Below are 20,445 nucleotides of genomic sequence, written 5' to 3'. Positions count from 1 at the left end.
CCGCCGCGGGTGTCAACAAGATGCCCCTGCTCTGCCCGTGGCGTTGCGAAGGGGCCGCTCAGCCGGCGCGGGTCATCTCGTCCTCGACGATGGAGCGCAGCCGGCGAGCCTCGGCCAGGTAGGCGTCGCCGAGCCGTCCCCGCCCGGCGTCGTGGTGCAGTTCACCGAGGCGCCGAGCGGTCTGCTCCTGACCGCGGCGGTCGCCGATCTGCTCGAAGATCTCCAGTGCCCGGCCGAGGCCGGCGATCGCCGCGTCACCGTGCTCCAGTTCGGCCAGGTCGCTGAGGCAGTACGCCTGGCCGTGCGTGTCGCCGAGGGCGGTGAACCGGTCGAGCGCGGCGGTGAAACAGTCGCGGGCGGCCACCGTCTCGTCGAGCGCCACCCGGACCAGCCCGAGCCGGTGCAACAGGTGCGCCACCCGGTGCTGGTCGTCCAGTTCGGTGGCCAGCGGCAGGCCGGCGTTCAGCGCGCGGAGCGCTTCGGCCGGGTTCCGGCGGGCCAGCCACACCTGGGCCAGCGCGCCCTGCACGTACGCCTGGCCGTGCTGATCGCCGACCGCCAGGTAGGACGCCAGCGCCTGCTGGTAGCAGTCGTACGCGGTGTCGTGGTCGCCGCGCAGCCGGTGCACGGAGCCCAGCCCGGCCAGGGCCCCCGCCTCGCCGTACGTGTTGCCCAGCCGGGCGTACGCCAGCCGGGCCCGGCTGAACGCCTCGGCGGCGGCGCCGTAATGGTCGCGGTAGAGGTGCAGCTGCCCGAGACCGCGCAGGCTCACCGCCTCGCCGAGCAGGTCCCCGGTGCGCCGGCAGACGTCGAGCGCGGTGCGATGGCTCTGCTCCCACTCGGCGCTGTGGCCGCCGAGGTCGCACCAGGGCAGCATGGCGTGCGCGAACTCCCAGGCCAGTGCGGAGCGGCCCAGCCGGGCGGCGAGGTCGACGGCGGCGAGCAGGGCCTGCCGTTCGACGGTGAACCAGGCGACCGGGTCCTTGGTCAGCTCCGCGGCGGCCGGCACCGGCCAGCGGGCCGCGACGCTCACCCCGGGGCCGAAGACCTGGGCCGGCAGGCCCCGCGCGGCCCGCCCGGCCAGGTCGAGGTAGCCGCCGAGCACCCGGCACAGCATCGCCTCGTCGGCCGGCTCGGGCAGCTCCGGTGCCAGCAGGCTGGCCGCGATCGACAGCCGGAACCGCGGTTGCCCCAGCTCGTCCCGGCCGACCCGGCGGACCAGCCGGCCGAGCTCCAGATTGTCCACTACGGCCTGGGCGTCGTCCCGGTCCACCAGGGCCGCCGCCACCCAGCCGGGTGCCGGCCCGAGGTTGAGCAGGGCGAACCCCCGCAGCATGGTGGCCGCGACACCGTCCAACCGGGGCGACTCGGCCCGGGCCGCGGGCGCACCACCGGTCAGCAGGCTGCGGTGCAACCGGCGGAGCGGTTCGCTGGGCTCGATGCCCAACTCCTCCAGCAGGAAGCGGCGGGCGCTGGAGTACGTCGACAGCGCCTCCGCCCGCCGGCCGGTCGCCTCCAGCGCGGTGACCAGCAGTCGCCAGGCCTCCTCCCGCAACGGGTCCTCGGTCACCAGCGCCCGCAGGTCGGCGACCGCCCCGGCCGGATCGCCGGACTCGATGCGTACCCGGGCCCGCTGCTCCCGCAGCCGCCGCCAGCGTTCGACCAGGCGCTCCACCTCGGGCCGCCACAGTGCCGAGTGCGGCAGGTTCTCCATCGGGTCGCCCCGCCACAGCGCCAGCGCCGCGTCCAGCCGGGCCGGGTCGGTGGCCCGCTCGTCCTCGTCGAAGCGGGCTACGTCGAGTTCGGCGGGGCCCAGCAGCAGCCGGTAGCCGGGCGGTTGCCGGCGCAGCCGGGCCACGCCGAGGTGGCTGCGCAGGGCGTGGACGTACGTGTGCACGTTGGCCACCGCCGAGCGGGGCGGGTCCTGCGGCCAGAGCACCTCGATCAGGTGCTCCACCCCGACCGTGCGCTGGTTGCGGAGGGCGAGCGTGGCGAGCAGTTGGCGGGGCTTGACCCCGGCCAGCGGGACGGGAATGCCGTCGCGCAGCAACTCCACCGGACCGAGGATGCGCAGCTCGAGTCCTTCTGGCAGGGGCGACGGCCGGTCGGACATCGATCGATTGTAGGAAATGTGGAGTCGGCCTGGAGGAGCCCCGCCCACCCTGGAGGGCCTACAGCACCTACGGAAAGGACGGCCAGATGCGACTACGCCACCTGCTGCGGGCCGTGAGCGCCTTGGTCATCGGCATCGCGGGGACCCTGCTGATCGCGAACCCGGCGCAGGCCGCGCCGGCGTTCCAGCTGCCCTTCCCGTGCGGGCAGACCTGGCAGGGCAACAGCAGCAACAGCAGCGCCCACGTGTCCTGGGAGATCGACTTCAACCGCGGGTCCACCGCGTCCGCGGACCTCGGCGACACCGTGGTGGCCGCGGCCGCCGGCACGGTCGAGGTCTCCGCGCACCAGGGCGAGACCAACGGGTACGGCAACCTGATCGTGATCAACCACGGCGGTGGGTACTACACCTACTACGCGCACCTCGACAAGCGGGCGGTGCTCGCCGGCGAGTCCGTGCTGCGCGGCCAGGCCATCGGGGCCGTCGGCAACACCAGTAGGTCGGGCAACAACATCTCCCCGCACCTGCACTACGAGGTGCGCTACCCGGACCGTTCCCAGTCGCACATCATCAAGGCCGTCTTCAACGGCGCCACCTTCGGCTACCCGGACGCCTCGGTGACCAGCAGGAACTGTGCCACCTCGTACGACCCGGCGGCGGTGTGCGGCGGCGGCTTCGAGGTCACCGACTCGAAGCCGCTCGGTTCGGCCGGCACCACCAACCTGCTGTGGAACGGCTCCACCAGCCAGAACTGCGTGGTCACCCTGAAGATGGCGAACGTCGGCACGGCCACCGCCACGAGCGCCTTCCTCGAACCGGAGGGCAGCACGAGATCAACGGACTCCGGCAACTACTCGTACTACGCCGGGCCGGTCATCCGCACCGCGCCGGGCTGCGTGAAGTGGGGCGGCAGCACCGGTGGCGCCAGCTACACCTCCCCCTTCGAGCACTGCGGGTAGCACGGACGCCCCGTGTTGTTCGCGGCATGCCGCCTGTGACGTGGACCTCCTGGTCGACGGGGTGACGGGCCGTCAGCGGATGCGGCGGACGTCGTAGGCGGGGGAGTCGGGGTGCGCGGCCAGGAACTCCTGGCCGCGCATCCGGCACCAGGCGGGGATGTCCACGGCGGCGGCCGGGTCGTCGGCGAGCACCCGGACCACCGCCCCGACCGGCAGCTCGGGCAACCGGCGGGCCAGGTTGATCACGGGCAGCGGGCAGCGCTGGCCCCGGCAGTCGAGCACCTCGTCCGGCTCGCTCCGCTCGCTCACAGCCCGCTGACCCCCGCCTCGGCACGCAGGTCGGCGACGATCCCGGGCAGCTCGGCGAGGAAGCGGTCCACGTCCGCCGCCGTGGTGTCCCGGTGCAGCGACACCCGGACGTTGCCGTGCGACAGCACCCCCATCGCCTCCAGCACGTGCGACGGCCGGAGCGTGGACGAGGTGCAGGAGGAGCCGGAGGAGACCGCGAAGCCCCGCCGGTCCAGCGCGTGCAGCAGCGCCTCGCCGTCCACGTACAGGCAGGAGAAGGTGACCAGGTGGGGGAGCCGGTCCACCGGGTCGCCGACCACCTCCACGTCCGGCACCTCGGCCGCCACCCGGGCCCGGATCCGGTCCACCAGCGGCGCCAGCCGGGCCGTCTCGGCCGCCGCCTCGGCCGCCGCCGCGCGCAGGCTCGCCACCGCGGCCACCACCGCGGGCAGGTTCACCACCCCAGGGGTACGCCCCGACTCCCGCTCGTCGGCCGGGAACGGCGACTCCCATCGGGTGCCCTTGCGGACCACCAGCAGCCCGACGCCGGGCGGCCCGCCCCACTTGTGCGCGCTGGCGCTCAGCACCGACCAGCCGGCCGGCAGCGGCGCCCGACCGACCAGCTGCGCCGCGTCGACGTACAGCGGCACCCCCGCCTGCGCGCACGCCTCGGCCGCCGCCGGCACCGGCTGCACGGTGCCCACCTCGTGACTGGCCGCGATCAGGGCCGCGAGGGCCACCCCCGGCGCGGCCACCGCCGCCGACCAGGCGTCCAGGTCCAGCCGGCCGAGCCGGTCCACCGGTACGGGCACCGCGTCGCCGCCGGCCGCCACGTGCCGCTCCGCGGCGTGCAGCACCGCCGAGTGCTCGATCGCGGAGTGCACCAGGGTCGCCCCGGCCCGGCGCCGCCCGGCCAGGCCGCCCAGCACGGCCGCGTGGGCGGCGGTCGTACCGCTGGGGGTGAAGGAGAGCTCGTCGGCGCGGACGCCGAGGGTCTGCGCGGCGGCCTCGCGGGCGGCGTCGAGGAGCTGGCGGGCCCGGCGGGCCTGCGTGTAGAGCTTGCCGGGGTCGGCCCAGCCGTCGTCGAGCGCGGCCAGCAACGCCTGCCGCGCGACCGGGTGCAGCGGGGCGGCGGTGGCCGCGTCCAGGTAGACCGGGGACGTGCTCACGTCGCCGCCCCGCTCCGCTCCGCGGCGGCGCGAGGCGCCGCGCTCCTGAGCCTGATGGTTCGCTCGCTCACGACTGCCGACGCTATCGTGCCGCCCCGTCCCCGGACCCCCCCGATGGGGGCGGACAGTGACCCCAACACGGTCAGGCCCGTCATGGTCGAGTAATCTGCGACCGTCGGTGACGCCTTTGCCGTCGGTATGGAGAGAAACCCCCACCGCGGCGCGCTAGGGAGGCAGGACCAGGTGGTCGCAAGGAGTTCGGAGGTACGGTCGTCGGCCGTACGGCACAGCGCTTCCCCGGGAGCCGGTGGGCACCGGCGGCGTGGTGCTGGTCGGCTCGCCGGGCTCGGTCTCGGCGGAGCCGCGCTGCTGGTGCTGCTCACCGGCTGCGACGTCGGCAAGACGTTCGCCGGCTTCGGGTGGCCGCAGGGCGGTATCACCCCCGAGTCGCACCGGATGTACGACCTGTGGATCGCGTCCTGCATCGCGGCCCTGGCGGTCGGCGTCTTCGTCTGGGGCCTGATCTTCTGGTGCGTGATCCGCTACCGGAAGCGGGGCAACGCGCTGCCGGTGCAGACCCGCTACAACATGCCGATGGAGTTCCTCTACACGATCGCGCCGATCCTGGTCGTCTCGGTGCTCTTCTACTACACGGCGATCGTGCAGACCGACGTGGACAAGACGTCGAAGAACCCGGACGTCACGGTCGAGGTCGTCGCCTTCAAGTGGAACTGGCAGTTCAACTACCGCGACGGCCAGGGCCGCGACGCCAACACCGTCGCCTCGGTCCTCGGCACCAGCGAGGTCATCCCGGTGCTGGTGCTGCCGACCGGCAAGTCGATCCGGTTCGAGGAGCAGAGCCGCGACGTCGTGCACTCCTTCTGGGTGCCGGAGCTGCTGTTCAAGCGGGACGTCTTCCCGGGCAACGTCCGGAACGTCTTCGAGGTCAGCAGCCTCGACCAGGAGGGCGCGTACGTGGGCCGCTGCGCCGAGCTGTGCGGCACCTACCACGCCTTCATGAACTTCGAGCTGCGGGTCGTCTCGCCCGACAAGTACGAGCAGTTCCTGGCGGCCAAGAAGGCCGGCAAGTCGACCCAGGAGGCGCTGCAGGCCATCGGCCAGAAGCCGTACGCCGAGACGACCGAGCCGTTCGACACCCGGCGCGACAAGAACAACTTCAACCCGAGCGGCGAGACCGCCGGCACGAGAAGGTGAGAGGGCCGGCATGAAGACCGAGTGGAAGATCTTCCTGACCGTCGGGGCGTTCCTCCTCGGCGTCAGCATCCTCTACGGTGCCTGGACCAACGGCACGGGCGGTCGGGTCGAGTGGGTCGGCACGGTGGCGCTGCTGCTGTCGTTCCTGCTCTGCTCGATGTGCGGTGGCTTCTTCTGGTTCGTCTCCCGCCGGATCGACCTGCGCCCCGAGGACCGGCCGGACGCGGAGGTCGCCGACGGCGCGGGTGAGGTCGGCTTCTTCAGCCCGGGCAGCTACTGGCCGTTCGGCCTGGCCCTGGCCGCGTCGATCGCCGGCCTGGGGCTGGTCTACTGGCAGATGTGGCTGCTGGGCGTGGGCCTGGTCGCGGTGATCTTCGCCGCCTGCGGCCTGCTCTTCGAGTACTACTCCGGCACCCGGCGGACCGCCGAGCACTGAGTTCACGGCTCGTCCCGAGGCCCGCGTCCCGTTGGGACGCGGGCCTCGGCGCATAGGTCCAGGGGTGTGCGGGCGGGTCCCGCCCGGGACCGAGCCCGGTGGGCGGGGGTCGCCGGCTGCGTCTCCCCGCCGTCCGCGCTGTAGGGGTCGGCCCGGGTGCCGGGCGCGCTGCCGTTCGGCTGCGCCAGCATCGAGTCTCGGTGCTTGATCGACTCCGCTGCGCCGACCTGGCGGGTCCAGCCACCCGGGATCCTCACGTCGGCGACCTGGCGCCGAGGGAGCCGCCGTCGGGTCAGGCGGCGCGGCGGTGGATCGGGCGGGAGCCGCGGCGGCGGTGCTCCAGCCGCGGGGCGCGGAAGGCGAACGTGGCGATCAGCACGGCCGCGCCGCAGTCGGTGCACACCAGCTCAGGGCAGTCGGCGCCGTGGGCGTCGACGCAGGGCGGAGCCTCGAACAGCGCAACGCCCTCGCAGATGTCGCAGTAGAGCTCGCGGTCCGACACGGGCGTCTCCTCTCGTTCCGGTGCCCGCCGGGGGCGGTGCCCGCATGGGCGGAAAACGGAAAATTACTCCCGTGTAGTTTGGCACGCCGGTCTGACACTTCCGGGCGTGGGCCCGCCCCGGCGTGCCGGCCCGGGACGCCTCCAGGCGTACCAGCGGGGTCCGACAACCCCCGGGATTCCGGGCGTCAGAGGGAGCGGGCCACCGCGAGCCAGCGGTCCAAAACGCCGGCGGCGGCACCCGAGTCGACGGACTCCGCCGCCCGGGCCATCCCGGCCCGCAGCGCCTCGTGCAGGTCGCCGTCGAGCGGGCCCTGGGTGGCCAGCGCCACCGCGGCGTTCACCAGCACCGCGTCCCGGACCGGGCCGGTCTCGCCAGCCAGCAGCCGCCGGGCCACCCCGGCGTTGTACGTGGCGTCCCCGCCCCGCAGATCGGCCAGGGTGGACCGGGGTACCCCCAGCTCCGCCGCGTCCAGCAGCGCCTCCCTGACGGTGCCCTGCTGGGCCACCCAGACGCGGGTCGGCGCGGCGGTGGTGAACTCGTCCAGCCCGTCCTCGCCGCGCATCACCACCACCGAGTCGCCGCGGGCCGCGAAGACGGCCGCCATCACCGGCGCCATCCGCAGGTCGAAGCAGCCGACCGCGCCGGCCCGGGGACGGGCCGGGTTGGTCAGCGGGCCGAGGAAGTTGAACGCGGTCGGCACGCCGATCTCCCGGCGTACCGGGCCGGCGTGGCGCATGCCCGGGTGGAAGCGGCCCGCGAAGCAGAAGCCGATGCCGGCCTCGGTCACGCACCGGGCCACCTGCTCGGGGGCCAGGTCCAGCGGTACGCCCAGGTACTCCAGCAGATCGGCGGTGCCGCACGAGGAGGAGGCGGCGCGGTTGCCGTGCTTGACCACCCGGACGCCGGCCCCGGCCACCACCAGCGCGGTCATCGTGGAGATGTTCACCGTGTGCGCGAGGTCGCCGCCGGTGCCGACCACGTCCAGGGCGGTCGCCCGGATCTCCTCGGGGAGCTCGACCTCGACCGACCGGCCGAGCATCGCCTGCACCAGGCCGGCCAGCTCGGCGGGGGTCTCACCCTTGGCGCGCAGCGCCACCACGAAGCCGGCCACCTGGGCGGGGCTGGCCGAGCCGGTCATGATCTCGTCCATCGCCCAGGCGGTGTCGGCGGTGGAGAGCTCCTCGCCGCGCAGCAGCGCGTTGAGCAGCAGCGGCCAGGTGCGTTCGCCCATGGCGGCCCTCCCGTGCGGGGTGAGAGCGGGTATGGAACGACGCCACGGCCTCGTCGCCGTGGCGCCGCAGGGTCGCTCAGGCCGCGGCGTGCGTACGCCGCAGCAGCTCGGCGACGGTGGTGCCGGTGGTCACCGGGTCGAGCGGGTGGGTCAGCGTGGCGTCGACCTCGGCGTACGCGGCCAGCCAGCGGTCGGCGGCGCGGGCCAGCACCACGCAGGTCGGCGGGGCGTCGTCCCGGTCGTCCCTGATCTGGCGGGCGATGCCGAGGCCGCCGCCCGGGGTGGCCTCGCCGTCCAGCAGAAGCAGGTCGATCTCGTAGTCGTCGACCAGCCGGACGCACCCGGCGTAGTCGGCGGCCTCCACGAACTCGATCTCGAGCCCGGGCGCGGGCCGGGTGCCGACGGCGAGTCGCATCCGGTCACGGACCTTCGGGTCGTCGCTGTAGAGCAGGACGGTGCAAAGACGATCGCTCACGCTGGCTCCCACCTCGTAGCTGCCCGCTGATCGTAGCGGGCGTCACATCCGGCCGGTCGGCCCGCCCTTGGGGGCGTACCGCCGACGGCTCCCGGTCCCGGCGCGGCGTCGGGCCGGCCTTCATTCGGTCCGGAGCGCCGCCTGGCGGCGCGGAGGCCGAATTATGGCCGTCAGCCGCGCTGGAGTTGCCGCCGGGGCAGTCAGGCGGTGGCCTCCGCGGCCCGCTCGCGGGCCTCCTGGCGGTCGAGCTCGCGGTCCAGCCGGCGGGCCTCGCGCTCGGAGTGCTTGATCCACTGGACGACCAGCACGGCCAGCATGGTGACGCTGACGAACTCGCCGCCGGCCCACAGGACGCCGCCGGCGACCACCTGGTCGTTCCGCGGATCCGACCAGGCCAGGTGCAGCGACGGGTACCAGTCGCCGCCGAGCAGCGTGGTGCTCTGCATGATGGTGAGCCCGAGCACGGTGTGGAACGGCACGGAGAGCAGCATCAGCAGCGCCCGGGCCGGGTGCGGCCAGCGGCCGGGCAGCGGGTCGAGGCCGAGCAGCGGCCAGAAGAACACGCACCCGGTGGCGATGAAGTGCGCGTGGGTCAGCTCGTGCGCCCACTCGTGCTGCAGGGTGTAGTGGTAGAGGTCGGTGAAGTAGAGCGCGAACGGGTTCACCACGAAGATGGCGAACGCCACCAGCGGGAAGGTGTAGATCCGCGCGATCCGGCTGTGCACGATCGCCAGCAGCCGCTTGCGCGGGCGCACCGGCAGCGTACGCAGGGCGAGCGTCACCGGGGCGCCCAGCGCCAGGAAGATCGGCGCGACCATGGACAGCACCATGTGCTGCACCATGTGCACCGACAGCAGCGTGGTGTCGTACGCCCCCAGCCCGCTGACCGTCACCGCCGCGATGCCGCCCAGCCCCGGGCCGAGGAAGAAGACCGTGCGGAGCACCGGCCAGTGGTCGCCGCGCAGCCGCAGCCGGTATACGCCGTAGAGGTAGAGGCCGGCGGCCAGCACCAGCCCGACGGCGAGCCAGTTGTCCAGCCGGGTCTCGGTGAACACCCGCGCGACGGTGAAGGGCGGCGGTACGCCCTCGCCCCCGGCGGCCAGGGTCGACGAAGCGCCCGAGGTGGCGGCGAAGATCGGATCGACGTGCAGCACGCTTTTCAGGGTAGGTCAGGCGAAGCGGACGACCTCGATCGGGCCACTGATGGCACAGGTTTGCCACCCCGCTGATCGTCGGTCCCGGTCAAGGGCAATAATGACCGCGTGACTGCGGCCCCAGCCATTGACAAGAGCCGGATCCACTCCCTGACGCGCCCCAACATGGTCAGTGTCGGGACGATCGTGTGGCTCTCCAGCGAACTCATGTTCTTCGCGGCGCTGTTCGCGATGTACTTCTCGATCCGCGCGGCAGCGCCGGAGCAGTGGGAGAAGCACACCGAGATTCTCAACATCCCCTACGCGACCACCTTCACGGTGATCCTGGTGTTGTCCTCGGTGACCTGCCAGCTCGGTGTCTTCGCGGCCGAGAAGGGTGACGTCCACGCCCTCCGCCGGTGGTTCACCATCACCTTCGTGATGGGCCTGATCTTCGTGCTCGGCCAGGCGAACGAGTACCGCAACCTGGTGCACGAGGGCGTCAAGATCAACGCAGACGGGTACGGGTCGATGTTCTACCTGACCACCGGCTTCCACGGTCTGCACGTGACCGGCGGTCTGATCGCCTTCATCATTTTCATGATCCGCACCACCATGGGCCGGTTCACCCCGGCGCAGGCCACGTCGGCCATCGTCGTGTCCTACTACTGGCACTTCGTCGACGTGGTGTGGATCGGGCTCTACGCCATGATCTACTGGCTTCAGTGATCTTGGCGCGTCACGTACCGCGCCGCTGCTCCGTCCCCTGAGACAAGGTCCAACCGGTTAAGGACACAGGTCATGACTTCTGACAACGACCGCCGACGCGGTCTGCTCGCGCGGCTGCGCGGGCGGCCCGTAGCGCGCAGCAGGGGCCGCCGCCGGCTGGGTGCCGCGGTCCGGCTGGCCGCCGCGCTGATGCTGGCCGGCGGTGCCTACACCCTCTTCGCCCCGGGCGTGCAGGCGCAGGAAAACCCGCCCCTGAGCGCCGCCGCCAACGAGGGCAAGGCGCTGTTCGACGTGAGCTGTGTGACCTGTCACGGTCGCAACGCCCAGGGCGTCGCGGGGCGTGGTCCGAGCCTGGTCGGCGTCGGTTCGGCCTCGGTCGAGTTCCAGGTGAGCAGCGGTCGGATGCCGATGGCCCGGCAGGAGGCCCAGGCCCCGCGGAAGAAGCCGCAGTTCACCGACGAGCAGGTGCGCCAGCTCGGCCAGTACATCCAGGAGCTGGGCGGCGGTCCGGAGGTCCCGCAGGGCAACCTGCGCGAGGGCGCCGACCTCGCCGCCGGCGGCGAGCTGTTCCGGATCAACTGCTCGCAGTGCCACGCGTTCAGCGCCGGCGGCGGTGCCCTCTCGTCCGGCAAGTACGCGCCGAGCCTGTACCCGGCCACCGACCGGCAGATCTACGCCGCGATGCTGAGCGGCCCGCAGAACATGCCGGTGTTCGGGGACAACCAGATCTCCCCGCAGGAGAAGGCGGACATCATCGCCTACATCCAGGAGAACCTGAAGGGCACCCAGGACCAGGGCGGTTTCAACCTGGGCCGGTACGGCCCGTCGACCGAGGGTCTGGCGGCCTTCCTGGTCGGCATCGTCGCGCTGGTCTTCACGAGCCTGTGGATTGCGGGCAAGTCGTGACCGAGCGGACCATTCGTTTCAGTGCTGTGGCGTCGACCCCCGGCGCCACCCGTAGCGAGGTGACGGCATGAGCACCCACACCGAGCACCAGGCCCCGGCAGGCCGGGAGCCGCTCGACGTGAACGACCCGCGGCTCTCCCGGTTCGACATCGTCCAGGAGGGCGCGCGGCGGGACGACATCGAGATCGTCCACTACGAGCCGCAGGTGGTCCCCGGCAGCAAGGCGGAGCGCCGGCTGACCCGTACGGTCGCCACGATGTTCTGGATCACCTTCGTGGCCGGCGTCACCTTCCTCGTGGTCTACATCGCATGGCCCTGGAAGTGGGAGCCGGGCCGCGGCGGCGACAAGTACTTCACCCCGCTGCTCGGCCTGACCCTCGGCATCGCGCTCCTCGGCATCGGCTTCGGCATCCTCACCTGGGGCAAGAAGCTGCTGCCCAAGGAAGTCTCGATCCAGGACCGGCACGACCAGCCGGGTTCGCCCGAGGATCGCCGGATCACCGGCGAGACGATGCTCTACATGGCCGACGAGATGGGTGTCCGGCGCCGGCCGCTGCTCGGCGTCTCGCTGCTCGCCGGCCTGGTGCCGGTCGGCGCGGTCGCCGCGGCGCCGCTGGTCGGTGGCCTGATCTCCGACCCGCACAAGAACAACCAGATGTTCACCACCGGCTTCAAGCCGGAGAACGGGAAGAAGATCCGGCTGGTCCGCGAGGACGGCCGGCCGATCCGCCCGGCGGACATCAGCGCCGGTGGCCAGCTCACCGTCTTCCCGGGCATCGACGGCGGCGTGAGCAACAAGCACGCCGACTCGCCGACCCTGCTGATCCACCTGCGTGAGGAGGACGCGCAGAAGTCGCGGGCCAACAACGCGCGGATCGGCCACGGCGACTTCATGTGGGGCAACTACGCGGCGTTCTCCAAGATCTGCACGCACGCCGGTTGCCCGGCCAGCCTCTACGAGCAGCAGACCAACCGGCTGCTCTGCCCGTGCCACCAGTCGCAGTTCCTCATCACCGACAACGCCAAGCCGGTCTTCGGGCCGGCCAGCCGGCGGCTGCCGCAGCTGCCGATCGAGGTGGACGGGGAGGGCTTCTTCGTGGCGAGGTCCGACTACACCGAAACCATCGGTCCCGACTTCTGGGAGCGGCCATGAAGCGCCGAAAGTTTGACGTAGCCGCGGTGCCCGCCAAGACCGCGGGCGCGCTGGACGACCGCTTCCAGGCGGCCACCCCGCTGCGGAAGCTGCTGAACAAGGTCTTCCCGGACCACTGGTCGTTCCTGCTGGGCGAGATCGCGCTCTTCTCGTTCATCATCCTGATCCTGACCGGTGTCTTCCTGACCTTCTTCTTCGAGCCGGCGATGACCGAGGTCATCTACAACGGCAGCTACGCCCCGCTGCGGGGCACCCCGATGTCGGCCGCGTACGCCTCCAGCCTGAACCTGTCGTTCGACGTTCGGGGCGGCCTGATCATGCGGCAGATGCACCACTGGGCGGCCCTGCTGTTCATGGCCTCGATCGTGGTGCACATGCTGCGGGTCTTCTTCACCGGCGCGTTCCGCAAGCCGCGTGAGACGAACTGGATCATCGGCTCGCTGCTGTTCTGGGTCGGCTTCCTGGCCGGCTTCACCGGCTACTCGCTGCCGGACGACGGCCTCTCCGGCACCGGTCTGCGGATCGCCTCCGGCATCATGCTGTCGATTCCGGTGATCGGCTCCTGGGTCACCTCGTCGATCTTCGGCGGGGAGTTCCCCGGCACCATCATCATCAGCCGGTTCTTCATCGCCCACGTGCTGCTCATCCCGGGTCTGCTGCTGGCCCTGATCAGCGCCCACCTGGGCCTGGTCTTCAAGCAGAAGCACACCCAGTGGCCCGGCCCCGGCCGGACCAACGAGAACGTGGTCGGCGAGCGGATGTTCCCGCGCTACGCGCTCAAGCAGGGCGGCTTCTTCATGGTCGTCTTCGGCGTGATCGCGCTGATGGGTGGTCTGTTCCAGATCAACCCGATCTGGTACTTCGGCCCGTACGAGGCGTGGGTGGTCTCGGCCGCCAGCCAGCCCGACTGGTACGTCATGTTCCTCGACGGCTCGACCCGACTGATGCCGGCCTGGGAGATCAACATCCCGATCGGCGACGGGTACGTCATCCCGCCGCTGTTCTGGCCGACGGTCGTCCTGCCCGGCATCCTGGTGGCCCTGTCGCTCCTGTACCCGTTCCTGGAGGCCCGCCGCCTGAAGGACTACCGTCACCACAACCTGCTCCAGCGGCCCCGGGACGTACCGGCCCGGACCGCGGCGGGCGCGATGGCCGTGGCCTTCTTCATCGTGCTGACCCTCTCCGGCGGCAACGACGTCATCGCCGACAAGTTCCACATCAGCTTGAACGCGATGACCTGGGCGGGCCGGGTCGGTCTGCTGATCCTCCCGCCGCTGGCCTACTACTTCACCTACCGGATCTGCCTGGGCCTCCAGCAGCACGACCGGGAGGTGCTGGCCCACGGCGTGGAGACCGGCATCATCAAGCGGCTGCCGGACGGCCGGTTCGTCGAGGTGCACCAGCCGCTCAGCGAGGCCGACCACGACGGACACGGCGCGCTGGACTACGTCGGCTGGGTGGTCCCGAAGAAGATGAACCGGCTCGGTGCCCTGGGCCCGGCCATCCGGGGCTTCTTCTACCCGATCGAGAGGCCGGCCGAGGCACCGGTCTCGCCCGGGCACCCGCCGGTCGAGACCCGACCGGAGCGGGAGGAGATCACCAGCGGCGAGAGCCGCCGCTGACCCGCCCGCGCACGACTGACCGTGGCGCCCGCCGGATTCCCGGCGGGCGCCACGGCCGTTTCCGGGCCGGGCGTCCCGTCCCGCCCGCCGCGTGCCGGACGCTCCCGCTCCGGCGGCCCGCCACCCCCTGACACGGACGGGTGGAATCGCAGGAATAACCCCGGTCAGCCGGGTATCCGTGCGGTCCAACGAAAAAGGGGGGGAAACATGTTGGGTATCAAACGCCTCGGACTGCTCGCCGCCATGGTGGTGGTCGGGCTGGCGCCCGCGGCGGCGGCGCAGGCCGCGGCGCAGCCGTCGACGCAGGACACCCAGTACCTGCAGGCGCTGCACCAGGTCAACCTGTTCGAGATCACCTCGGGCAACCTGGCCCAGCAGAAGGGCCAGAACGCGCAGGTCAAGGACCTGGGCAAGCAGTTCGTGACGGACCACACCCAGCTGGACCAGACGGTGAAATCCACCGCGCAGCAGCTGAACGTGCAGCTGCCGAACAACCCGACCGCCGACCAGCAGAAGGTCCTCGACCACCTGAACACGCTCAGCGGCGCCGCGTTCGACAAGGCGTGGGTGACCGCCGAGCTGGCCGGCCACGTCCAGGCCATCCAGGCGACCCAGACCGAGATCTCGCAGGGGTCCGAGCAGTCGGTGATCACCGTGGCCCAGGACGCGCTGCCGGTGCTCCAGGCGCACCTCGACGCGCTGACGGCCCTGGCCCAGACCCTGGGCATCCCGGTCCCGCAGACCAGCGCCAGCGGCACGCCCAGCCCGGGCGGCAGCGCGACGACGGGTCCGGGTGGCACCGAGTCCCCGGCTCCGGGCGGCACGAGCACCGAGACGCCGGCCCCGGGCACCACGGAGACCCCGGCCCCGGGCACCACGGAAACCCCGGCGCCCGGCACCAGCTGACGCCGTACGGCCGACGGTGGCCGGTCCGCCCCACGGGGTGGGCCGGCCACCCGGCGTACGGGCCCTAGTCGGCGTTCGCCAGGCCGATCGCGAACGCCTCCTCCAGGTCGTGCTGGGAGTACGCCCGGAACGCGATGTGCGACTCGGTGTTGATCACCCCGGGAACCTTGGAGATGCTGCCCGCGATGACCTGGGCGATCTGCTCGAACTCGCGGACCCGGACCATGGCGATCAGGTCGACGTGGCCGGCCACCGAGTAGACCTCGCTGACGCCGGGGAGGTTGGCCAGGGTCTCGGCCACCTCGGGAATGGAGTCGGTGGCGCAGTCGATCAGCACGATCGCGGTGATCACGGGACATTTCTCCGTTCGTCGACGTCGTGGCCCATGCTAGAGGCTCGTCCGGTCAGGCCGTCCCCGGCTCGGGGATCCCGCCGGCCGGGACGGTCAGGTCCGTGCCGGCGCGGATCGCCTCGGTGAGCCGTTCGTCCGGGCCGACCGTCGCCCCGGGCCAGACCACCGCCCGGGTGGCCGTGCCCCGGACCACCGCGCCCGGGCCGACCACCGACCGCACCACCCGCCCGGTGACCGTGGCGCTCGGGTCGAGCAGGCTGCCGTCGCCGGCCGCGTGCAGGTTCGCCGCCAGGTAGTCGGCCGGGGTGCCGGTGTCGTAGAAGGTGCCCCGGTAGGGCACCACGGTCAGCGCGCCGGCGGCCTCCGCCGGCCGCCACACGGCCCGGACCAGGTCCCCGAAGGTGGCCGGCAGGTCGCGGACCAGCCGCCAAGGCAGCAGCGAGAACCCGACGAACACGTGGCCGCTGAACGTGCCGGGGGCCGCCGGGTCCGCGGCGGGCTGGCCGAGCAGGCGTACGCTCCGCCCGTCCCAGCCGTCCAGCAGCGCCGCGACGTCCGGCCCCGGCGGGGCGTCCGGGTCGGCCAGGTACGCGTCGGCGTTGCCGACCAGCACGCCCCGCCCGGCGATCCAGTCCCGCAGCCGGCCCAGCCCACCCGCGGTGCCCAGCGGGGCGCCCGGCTCGACCGACAGGTGCGCCCGCCCGCCCACGTGCGCGACCACCTGGTCGCCCAGGTAGCAGGCGTTCACCGCGACCCGCTCCGGGCCGGCCAGGCCCAGCGCGGCCAGCCGGTCGAGGGCTCGGTCCAGCAGCGGCACGTTGCCGACCGGGCAGAGCGCCTTGGGCAGCCGCTCGGTGAGCGGGCGCAGCCGGGTGCCCTCACCCGCGGCGAGCACCACCGCGCAGACGTCCACCGCGGCACGCCAGCCGGCACCCGTCGCGCCGGTCGGAGCGGCCGCCCCGGTGGGGCCGGGACGCGGGCCGGTCACGCGGCCGGCGGCGCCGCCGGCGGGACCTCGCCGGCACGCGGGCCGATGCCGTAGTGGCCGAGCAGGTTGGCGGTCGCGCGGCTCAGCCGCGGCAGGTCGTCCAGCGGGTGCCAGGCCGCCTCGAAGACCTCGGCCCCGTCCACGGTCAGCTCCGTGGTCGAGGCCGGCACCTCGGTCTCGAAGACCACGTCCACCCAGCCCTTGGCGTGCACCACGGCGTTCGGGACGGCGGGGCGGAGCCGGTCGGGGGAGAGCCGGATGCCCGACTCCTCGTACAGCTCGCGGGCCGCGCCGACCACCGGAGCCTCGCCGCGCTGTAGCAGGCCCGCCGGGAGGGTCCAGCTGTAGCCGGGCGGCTGGCGCAGCAGCAGGATCCGCCCCACGCCGTCGGCCTCGGCGTCCCGGACCAGCGTGACGGCACCGACGATGTATTTCGGCACGGCGAGACGTACCAGCCGACGGCGCAGCGGGACGGGGAGACGATAGAAGAGCTGGTAGCCGATGGCCCGTCCGGTGGCACGCGCGCGGGGGATCATGCCTCCAGGCTAGTGGCCGGGCGGCCCCGCCGGATGAGCGGCGTTCACCTACTGCCGGTGGTCGACCAGATCGATGAGTTGCTGGACCACCGTGTCCGGCTCGACGGCCCGGTCGAAGACCGCCACCAGCATGGTCTCCAGGTCGGGGTAGCCCAGTTCCTCGGAGAGTCGCAGCAGCGGCAGGTCGCTGGCCAGCCCCCGGTCGTGCTGGCGCAGCGCCAGGCCGATGCTGGCCCGGCCGAGGCGTACCTTGTCGGCGATCGAGATGCCCGGCTCGGTGTGCTCGGCGAACCAGCGGCTGATCTGCATCTGGGCGTGCGGCGACTTCACGAAGCGCAGCCACTCCCGGCGCGGTCCGCGCGGCGCGACGTCGGCCTCGAAGCCGCTCTCCGCGTCGCTCTCGGTGAAGATCTCCACGACGTCGCCGTCCTCCAGCTCGGAGGAGAGCGGGGCCAGCCGTCCGTTGATCCGCGCGGCCAGGCAGTGGTCGCCCCGCTCCCGGCCCAGCTCGTACGCGAGGTCGACCGGGCTGGCGCCGGCCGGCAGGACGATCTGCCGCCCGTCGGCGACCACCTGGATCTGCGCCTCCGCCAGGTCGCAGCGCAACGACTCCATGAACTGCATCGGGTCGACCGTCTCCTGCTCCCAGTCGAGCACCCGGCGCAGCCAGGCCAGCTCGTCCGCCCGGTCGGCGGCGCGCCCGGTGGCCCGGGGGAAGCGGTAGTGGGCGGCGATGCCGTACTCGGCGGAGCGGTGCATCTCCGCGGTGCGGATCAGCACCTCGACCGTCCGGTCCTGCGGGCCGCAGACGCTGGTGTGCAGCGAGCGGTAGAGGTTGTTCTTGGGGGAGGCGATGAAGTCCTTGAAGCGGCCCGGCACCGGCCGCCAGAGCCCGTGCACCGCGCCGAGCGCCGCGTAACAGTCGGTGGCCGGGCCGTCCACCACGATGGCGATGCGGGGCAGGTCGTACGGGGCGGTGTGGCCGCCGGCCACGGTGTCCTTCCAGATCGAGTAGAGGTGCCGGGGGCGGGGGGAGACCTCCGCGTCGACCCGGCTGCGGCGCAACGCGACCCTGGTCTTCGCCACCACGTCGTCGAGGTACGCGTCCCAGCCCGGCCGGTCGTGCACGTGCCGGGCGATCCGGGCGTGCTCCTCCGGCTGCAGATGCAGCAGCACCACGTCGTCCAGCTCGCGTTTGAGGGTCTGGATGCCCAGCCGGTCGCAGAGCGGGACGAGCACCTCCTGGGTCTTGCGGGCGATGCGTTCCCGGGAGGCGGCGGAGCGTACGCCGAGGGTGCGCATGTTGTGCAGCCGGTCGGCCAGCTTGATGATCAGCACCCGGACGTCCTTGCCGGCCGCGACGATCATCTTGCGGACCGTCTCCGCCTCGGCGGCCTTGCCGTAGAACGCCTTGTCGAACTTGGTCACCCCGTCGACCAGGTGGGCCACCTCGCGGCCGAAGTCCTCCTGCAGCGCCTGGAGGGTGTAGCGGGTGTCCTCCACGGTGTCGTGCAGCAGCGAGGCGACCAGGGTGATGGTGTCCATCCCGAGGTCCGCGCAGATCTGGGCGACCGCCAGCGGATGGGTGATGTACGGCTCGCCGCTCTTGCGGAACTGGCCGCGGTGCATGTTCTCGGCGATGGTGTACGCCCGCCGGAGCACCGAGGCGTCGGCGCTGGCGTGGATGCCGCGATGGGCGCGGACCAGCGCGGTGACCGGGTCGCTGTCGGTGGTGGGCCAGGTGAGCAGGGAGCGCAGCCGGCGGGTCAGCGGCAGCTCCCCGGGCTGGGTCGGAAGCGCGCCGCCCAGGGCGGCGCCGTGTCCGGCGTCGACGTCCACCTGGGACACCTCCTCACCCCGGCCCCGGGTCGCCGGGACCGGCGACCGGGAGCAGGCCCGCGAAACGGGCAGGACTGCACTTCTCTAACAGACTAAGGGAGGTGACGTCATCCGATCGGACAGTTGGTCATGGGCGTTCGGTCGAGAGTTGATGGGATGCCCCGTTCTCCGCCTTGGTCAGCAGGTCACGGAACCGGCCCGCGCCGGTGATCGGTGACGCCCAGCCGGAGGAGATTTCCACCAGCCGGGTCTCCGGTCGCTCCAACCAGGACAGGATGCGTTCGGTCTCCTCGGCGGAGGCCCGGGGCACCGGACCGTGGCCGGGCAGGACGGTCTCGGCGGTGGCCCGGATCGTGTTGATGGTCGGTCGCGGATGGACACCCGGCGGGGAGACGCCGGCGCCGGCGAGCCGGCCGTACCGGACCAGGGCCAGCTCCCAGCCGCCGCGGGCGGCCGGGCGGGCGGCGGCCAGCTCGGTGATGCCGGTCAGCGCGGCCAGGCGTTGCATCCGTACCGCCGCGCGCAGCACCGCGGTCAGCCGGCCGCGGACCACTGCGGCCTCCTCGTATCGCTGGGCACGGGAGAGAACCTCGATCCGGGCGAGCAGGGCGTCCACCACCACCTGCGGGTCGCTGGTGGTGGCGGTCCGGAACGGGGTGGCGGCGCGGTGGTCGTATTCCTCCGGGGTGATCCGGTGCTCGCAGGGTGCCGGGCAGCGACCCAGCTCGGCCAGCGCGCAGGCCGGCATGGTGGTGCGCCGGGAGAGCCGGTGCGTGCACTGGCGCAGCGGCACGGCGTCGTGGAAGCCGGCGGCGGCCAGCTCGGCGGCCTGCTTCGAGCGGAAGGGGCCCAGGTAGGCGGTGTCGGTGGGGGCGAGGTCGCGCACGATGGACAGCCGGGGGTACGCCTCGTCGGTGAGCTTCAGCCAGACCTGCCGTTCCGGGTACTTCGAGCGCCGGTTGTACGGCGGCGCGTGCGCGGCGATCAGCCGCAGCTCGCGGACCTCGGCCTCCAGCGAGTGGGCGCACTCCACGGCCTCGACCCGCTCGGCGGCGGCCAGCATCTCGGAGATCCGGGCCCGCTTCTCGGCGGCGGTGAAGTAGCTGCGGACCCGGGTGGCGATGTCGCCGGAGGTGCCGACGTAGAGCGGCCGGTCGTCGGCGGCCCGGAAGATGTAGACCCCGGGCACCTTCGGCAGCCCGTCGGCGAGGTGCCGCTTGCGGCGCTGGGTGGGGGTGACCGCCCGGGCGAACTCGATCGCCTCGCCGATGGTGTCGACCCGGTGCCCGCCGAGCCGCCCGATCAGCCCGTGCAGCACGTCGACGGTGGCCTTGGCGTCGTCCAGTGCGCGGTGGGTCGGCTGGGTGGCGGTGCGGAAGTAGGCCGCGAGGGTGCCCAGCCTGCGGTTGGGCACCTCGTCGCGGGTGAGCACCCGCCGGGCCAGCGCCGCGGTGTCCAGCACCCGCGGGTTGGGCCAGCGGTAGCCGTGCTTCGCGCAGGCCGCCTTGAGGAAGCCGACGTCGTACGGGGCGTTGTGGGCGACCAGCACGGCGTCGGAGATGAACTCCAGGAAGCTCGGCAGCACCTGCTCGATCGGCGGGGCGGGGAGCACCATGGCCTGGGTGATGCCGGTCAGCACGGTGATGAACGGCGGGATCGGCGCCCCCGGGTTGACCAGGGTGGCGAGCACACCCAGCTCCTCGCCGCCGCGGACCTTCACCGCGCCGATCTCGGTGATCCCGCCGCCGTCCGGCGCGCCGCCGGTGGTCTCCAGGTCGACCACCACGAAGGTGGTCGCGTAGAGCGGCAGCGCGGGGTCGACCCCCGAGCCCGCCGCCCGGTCCAGGCCGGCCAGCGCCTCCTGGACGTACTCCGCTCGCGTCACCCGGGGC

General features: G+C 72.6%; 20 protein-coding genes. 8 read left to right on the top strand and 12 right to left on the bottom strand.

The window, feature by feature from the left end; all coding sequences use genetic code 11:
* Positions 1-58: 58 nt before the first annotated feature.
* Complete coding sequence (locus ACY34I_RS04655) at positions 59-2,113, bottom strand: AfsR/SARP family transcriptional regulator (protein ID WP_462752762.1); 2,055 nt, start codon at positions 2,111-2,113, stop codon at positions 59-61.
* Positions 2,114-2,199: 86 nt separating this feature from the next.
* On the opposite strand from ACY34I_RS04655, the gene ACY34I_RS04650 reads away from it, so the two are divergent.
* Entirely contained in the window at positions 2,200-3,072 is an 873-nt protein-coding gene (locus ACY34I_RS04650; protein ID WP_148802152.1) for a M23 family metallopeptidase, read from the top strand.
* A gap of 72 nt (positions 3,073-3,144) precedes the next feature.
* On the opposite strand, the gene ACY34I_RS04645 is transcribed toward ACY34I_RS04650, so the two are convergent.
* Positions 3,145-3,381 (bottom strand): sulfurtransferase TusA family protein, encoded by a 237-nt coding sequence (locus tag ACY34I_RS04645; protein WP_462752760.1) that lies wholly within the window; start codon positions 3,379-3,381, stop codon positions 3,145-3,147.
* Positions 3,378-4,529 carry a cysteine desulfurase family protein gene (locus tag ACY34I_RS04640; protein ID WP_462752758.1) on the bottom strand — a complete coding sequence of 384 codons (1,152 nt, stop codon included), beginning with the start codon at positions 4,527-4,529 and terminating at the stop codon, positions 3,378-3,380. Before ACY34I_RS04640 ends, ACY34I_RS04645 begins: the two co-directional genes overlap by 4 nt.
* Before the next feature lie 243 nt (positions 4,530-4,772).
* Here ACY34I_RS04640 and ctaC point away from each other — a divergent pair, with 243 nt between their 5' ends.
* On the top strand, positions 4,773-5,744 hold the full coding sequence (ctaC, locus tag ACY34I_RS04635; protein WP_264998388.1) for an aa3-type cytochrome oxidase subunit II: 972 nt from the start codon (positions 4,773-4,775) through the stop codon (positions 5,742-5,744).
* A 10-nt stretch (positions 5,745-5,754) separates the two neighbouring features.
* The gene (locus tag ACY34I_RS04630; protein ID WP_462752756.1) at positions 5,755-6,180 is read left to right on the top strand and encodes a cytochrome c oxidase subunit 4; all 426 of its coding nucleotides are present in this window, start codon (positions 5,755-5,757) and stop codon (positions 6,178-6,180) included.
* A 292-nt stretch (positions 6,181-6,472) separates the two neighbouring features.
* Here ACY34I_RS04630 and ACY34I_RS04625 read toward each other — a convergent pair whose 3' ends face one another.
* From ACY34I_RS04625 to ACY34I_RS04610, 4 genes are all read right to left on the bottom strand, one after another.
* Positions 6,473-6,682, bottom strand: a complete 210-nt coding sequence (locus tag ACY34I_RS04625; protein WP_462752754.1) for a hypothetical protein — start codon at positions 6,680-6,682, stop codon at positions 6,473-6,475.
* Between the two features lie 185 nt (positions 6,683-6,867).
* Positions 6,868-7,914 (bottom strand): anthranilate phosphoribosyltransferase, encoded by a 1,047-nt coding sequence (trpD, locus tag ACY34I_RS04620; RefSeq protein ID WP_462752752.1) that lies wholly within the window; start codon positions 7,912-7,914, stop codon positions 6,868-6,870.
* A 76-nt stretch (positions 7,915-7,990) separates the two neighbouring features.
* Positions 7,991-8,389 carry a hypothetical protein gene (locus ACY34I_RS04615; protein ID WP_462752750.1) on the bottom strand — a complete coding sequence of 133 codons (399 nt, stop codon included), beginning with the start codon at positions 8,387-8,389 and terminating at the stop codon, positions 7,991-7,993.
* Positions 8,390-8,589: 200 nt separating this feature from the next.
* Positions 8,590-9,543: a cytochrome c oxidase assembly protein gene (locus tag ACY34I_RS04610; protein ID WP_462752748.1), complete on the bottom strand. Its 954-nt coding sequence runs from the start codon at positions 9,541-9,543 to the stop codon at positions 8,590-8,592.
* Positions 9,544-9,651: 108 nt separating this feature from the next.
* On the opposite strand from ACY34I_RS04610, the gene ctaE reads away from it, so the two are divergent.
* From ctaE to ACY34I_RS04585, 5 genes are all read left to right on the top strand, one after another.
* On the top strand, positions 9,652-10,251 hold the full coding sequence (ctaE, locus tag ACY34I_RS04605; protein ID WP_148802134.1) for an aa3-type cytochrome oxidase subunit III: 600 nt from the start codon (positions 9,652-9,654) through the stop codon (positions 10,249-10,251).
* Between the two features lie 72 nt (positions 10,252-10,323).
* Complete coding sequence (gene qcrC / locus ACY34I_RS04600; RefSeq protein ID WP_462752745.1) at positions 10,324-11,157, top strand: cytochrome bc1 complex diheme cytochrome c subunit; 834 nt, start codon at positions 10,324-10,326, stop codon at positions 11,155-11,157.
* 67 nt (positions 11,158-11,224) lie between these two features.
* Complete coding sequence (gene qcrA / locus ACY34I_RS04595; RefSeq protein ID WP_462752743.1) at positions 11,225-12,310, top strand: cytochrome bc1 complex Rieske iron-sulfur subunit; 1,086 nt, start codon at positions 11,225-11,227, stop codon at positions 12,308-12,310.
* Positions 12,307-13,932 (top strand): cytochrome bc1 complex cytochrome b subunit, encoded by a 1,626-nt coding sequence (qcrB, locus tag ACY34I_RS04590; RefSeq protein WP_462752741.1) that lies wholly within the window; start codon positions 12,307-12,309, stop codon positions 13,930-13,932. Before qcrA ends, qcrB begins: the two co-directional genes overlap by 4 nt.
* Before the next feature lie 207 nt (positions 13,933-14,139).
* Positions 14,140-14,838 (top strand): DUF4142 domain-containing protein, encoded by a 699-nt coding sequence (locus ACY34I_RS04585; protein WP_462752739.1) that lies wholly within the window; start codon positions 14,140-14,142, stop codon positions 14,836-14,838.
* Positions 14,839-14,902: 64 nt separating this feature from the next.
* On the opposite strand, the gene ACY34I_RS04580 is transcribed toward ACY34I_RS04585, so the two are convergent.
* The 5 genes from ACY34I_RS04580 to ACY34I_RS04560 all read right to left on the bottom strand — a co-directional run bounded on the left by ACY34I_RS04580 (position 14,903) and on the right by ACY34I_RS04560 (position 20,438).
* The gene (locus ACY34I_RS04580; protein WP_091122500.1) at positions 14,903-15,190 is read right to left on the bottom strand and encodes an Lrp/AsnC family transcriptional regulator; all 288 of its coding nucleotides are present in this window, start codon (positions 15,188-15,190) and stop codon (positions 14,903-14,905) included.
* 52 nt (positions 15,191-15,242) lie between these two features.
* The gene (locus ACY34I_RS04575) at positions 15,243-16,103 is read right to left on the bottom strand and encodes a nucleotidyltransferase family protein (RefSeq protein WP_462752994.1); all 861 of its coding nucleotides are present in this window, start codon (positions 16,101-16,103) and stop codon (positions 15,243-15,245) included.
* A gap of 71 nt (positions 16,104-16,174) precedes the next feature.
* Positions 16,175-16,714, bottom strand: coding sequence for an NUDIX hydrolase (locus tag ACY34I_RS04570; protein WP_462752737.1), 540 nt, complete (start codon positions 16,712-16,714; stop codon positions 16,175-16,177).
* A 48-nt stretch (positions 16,715-16,762) separates the two neighbouring features.
* Positions 16,763-18,553 carry a RelA/SpoT family protein gene (locus ACY34I_RS04565; RefSeq protein ID WP_462752735.1) on the bottom strand — a complete coding sequence of 597 codons (1,791 nt, stop codon included), beginning with the start codon at positions 18,551-18,553 and terminating at the stop codon, positions 16,763-16,765.
* Positions 18,554-18,680: 127 nt separating this feature from the next.
* Entirely contained in the window at positions 18,681-20,438 is a 1,758-nt protein-coding gene (locus ACY34I_RS04560) for a DEDD exonuclease domain-containing protein (protein ID WP_462752733.1), read from the bottom strand.
* Positions 20,439-20,445: the final 7 nt, after the last annotated feature.

This window comes from Micromonospora sp. RTBAU3-60 (assembly GCF_054963695.1).
Note: the sequence above shows the minus strand (reverse complement) of the source record. Positions and strands in the feature narration are given on the sequence as shown.

What these genes read in the sequence shown, in the direction of transcription:
- ACY34I_RS04655 (WP_462752762.1), bottom strand. Translation starts at nt 2,113, where the DNA reads ATGTCCGACCGGCCGTCGCCCCTGCCAGAAGGACTCGAGCTGCGCATC.
- ACY34I_RS04650 (WP_148802152.1), top strand. Translation starts at nt 2,200, where the DNA reads ATGCGACTACGCCACCTGCTGCGGGCCGTGAGCGCCTTGGTCATCGGC.
- ACY34I_RS04630 (WP_462752756.1), top strand. Translation starts at nt 5,755, where the DNA reads ATGAAGACCGAGTGGAAGATCTTCCTGACCGTCGGGGCGTTCCTCCTC.
- trpD (WP_462752752.1), bottom strand. Translation starts at nt 7,914, where the DNA reads ATGGGCGAACGCACCTGGCCGCTGCTGCTCAACGCGCTGCTGCGCGGC.
- qcrC (WP_462752745.1), top strand. Translation starts at nt 10,324, where the DNA reads ATGACTTCTGACAACGACCGCCGACGCGGTCTGCTCGCGCGGCTGCGC.
- qcrA (WP_462752743.1), top strand. Translation starts at nt 11,225, where the DNA reads ATGAGCACCCACACCGAGCACCAGGCCCCGGCAGGCCGGGAGCCGCTC.
- qcrB (WP_462752741.1), top strand. Translation starts at nt 12,307, where the DNA reads ATGAAGCGCCGAAAGTTTGACGTAGCCGCGGTGCCCGCCAAGACCGCG.
- ACY34I_RS04585 (WP_462752739.1), top strand. Translation starts at nt 14,140, where the DNA reads ATGTTGGGTATCAAACGCCTCGGACTGCTCGCCGCCATGGTGGTGGTC.
- ACY34I_RS04570 (WP_462752737.1), bottom strand. Translation starts at nt 16,714, where the DNA reads ATGATCCCCCGCGCGCGTGCCACCGGACGGGCCATCGGCTACCAGCTC.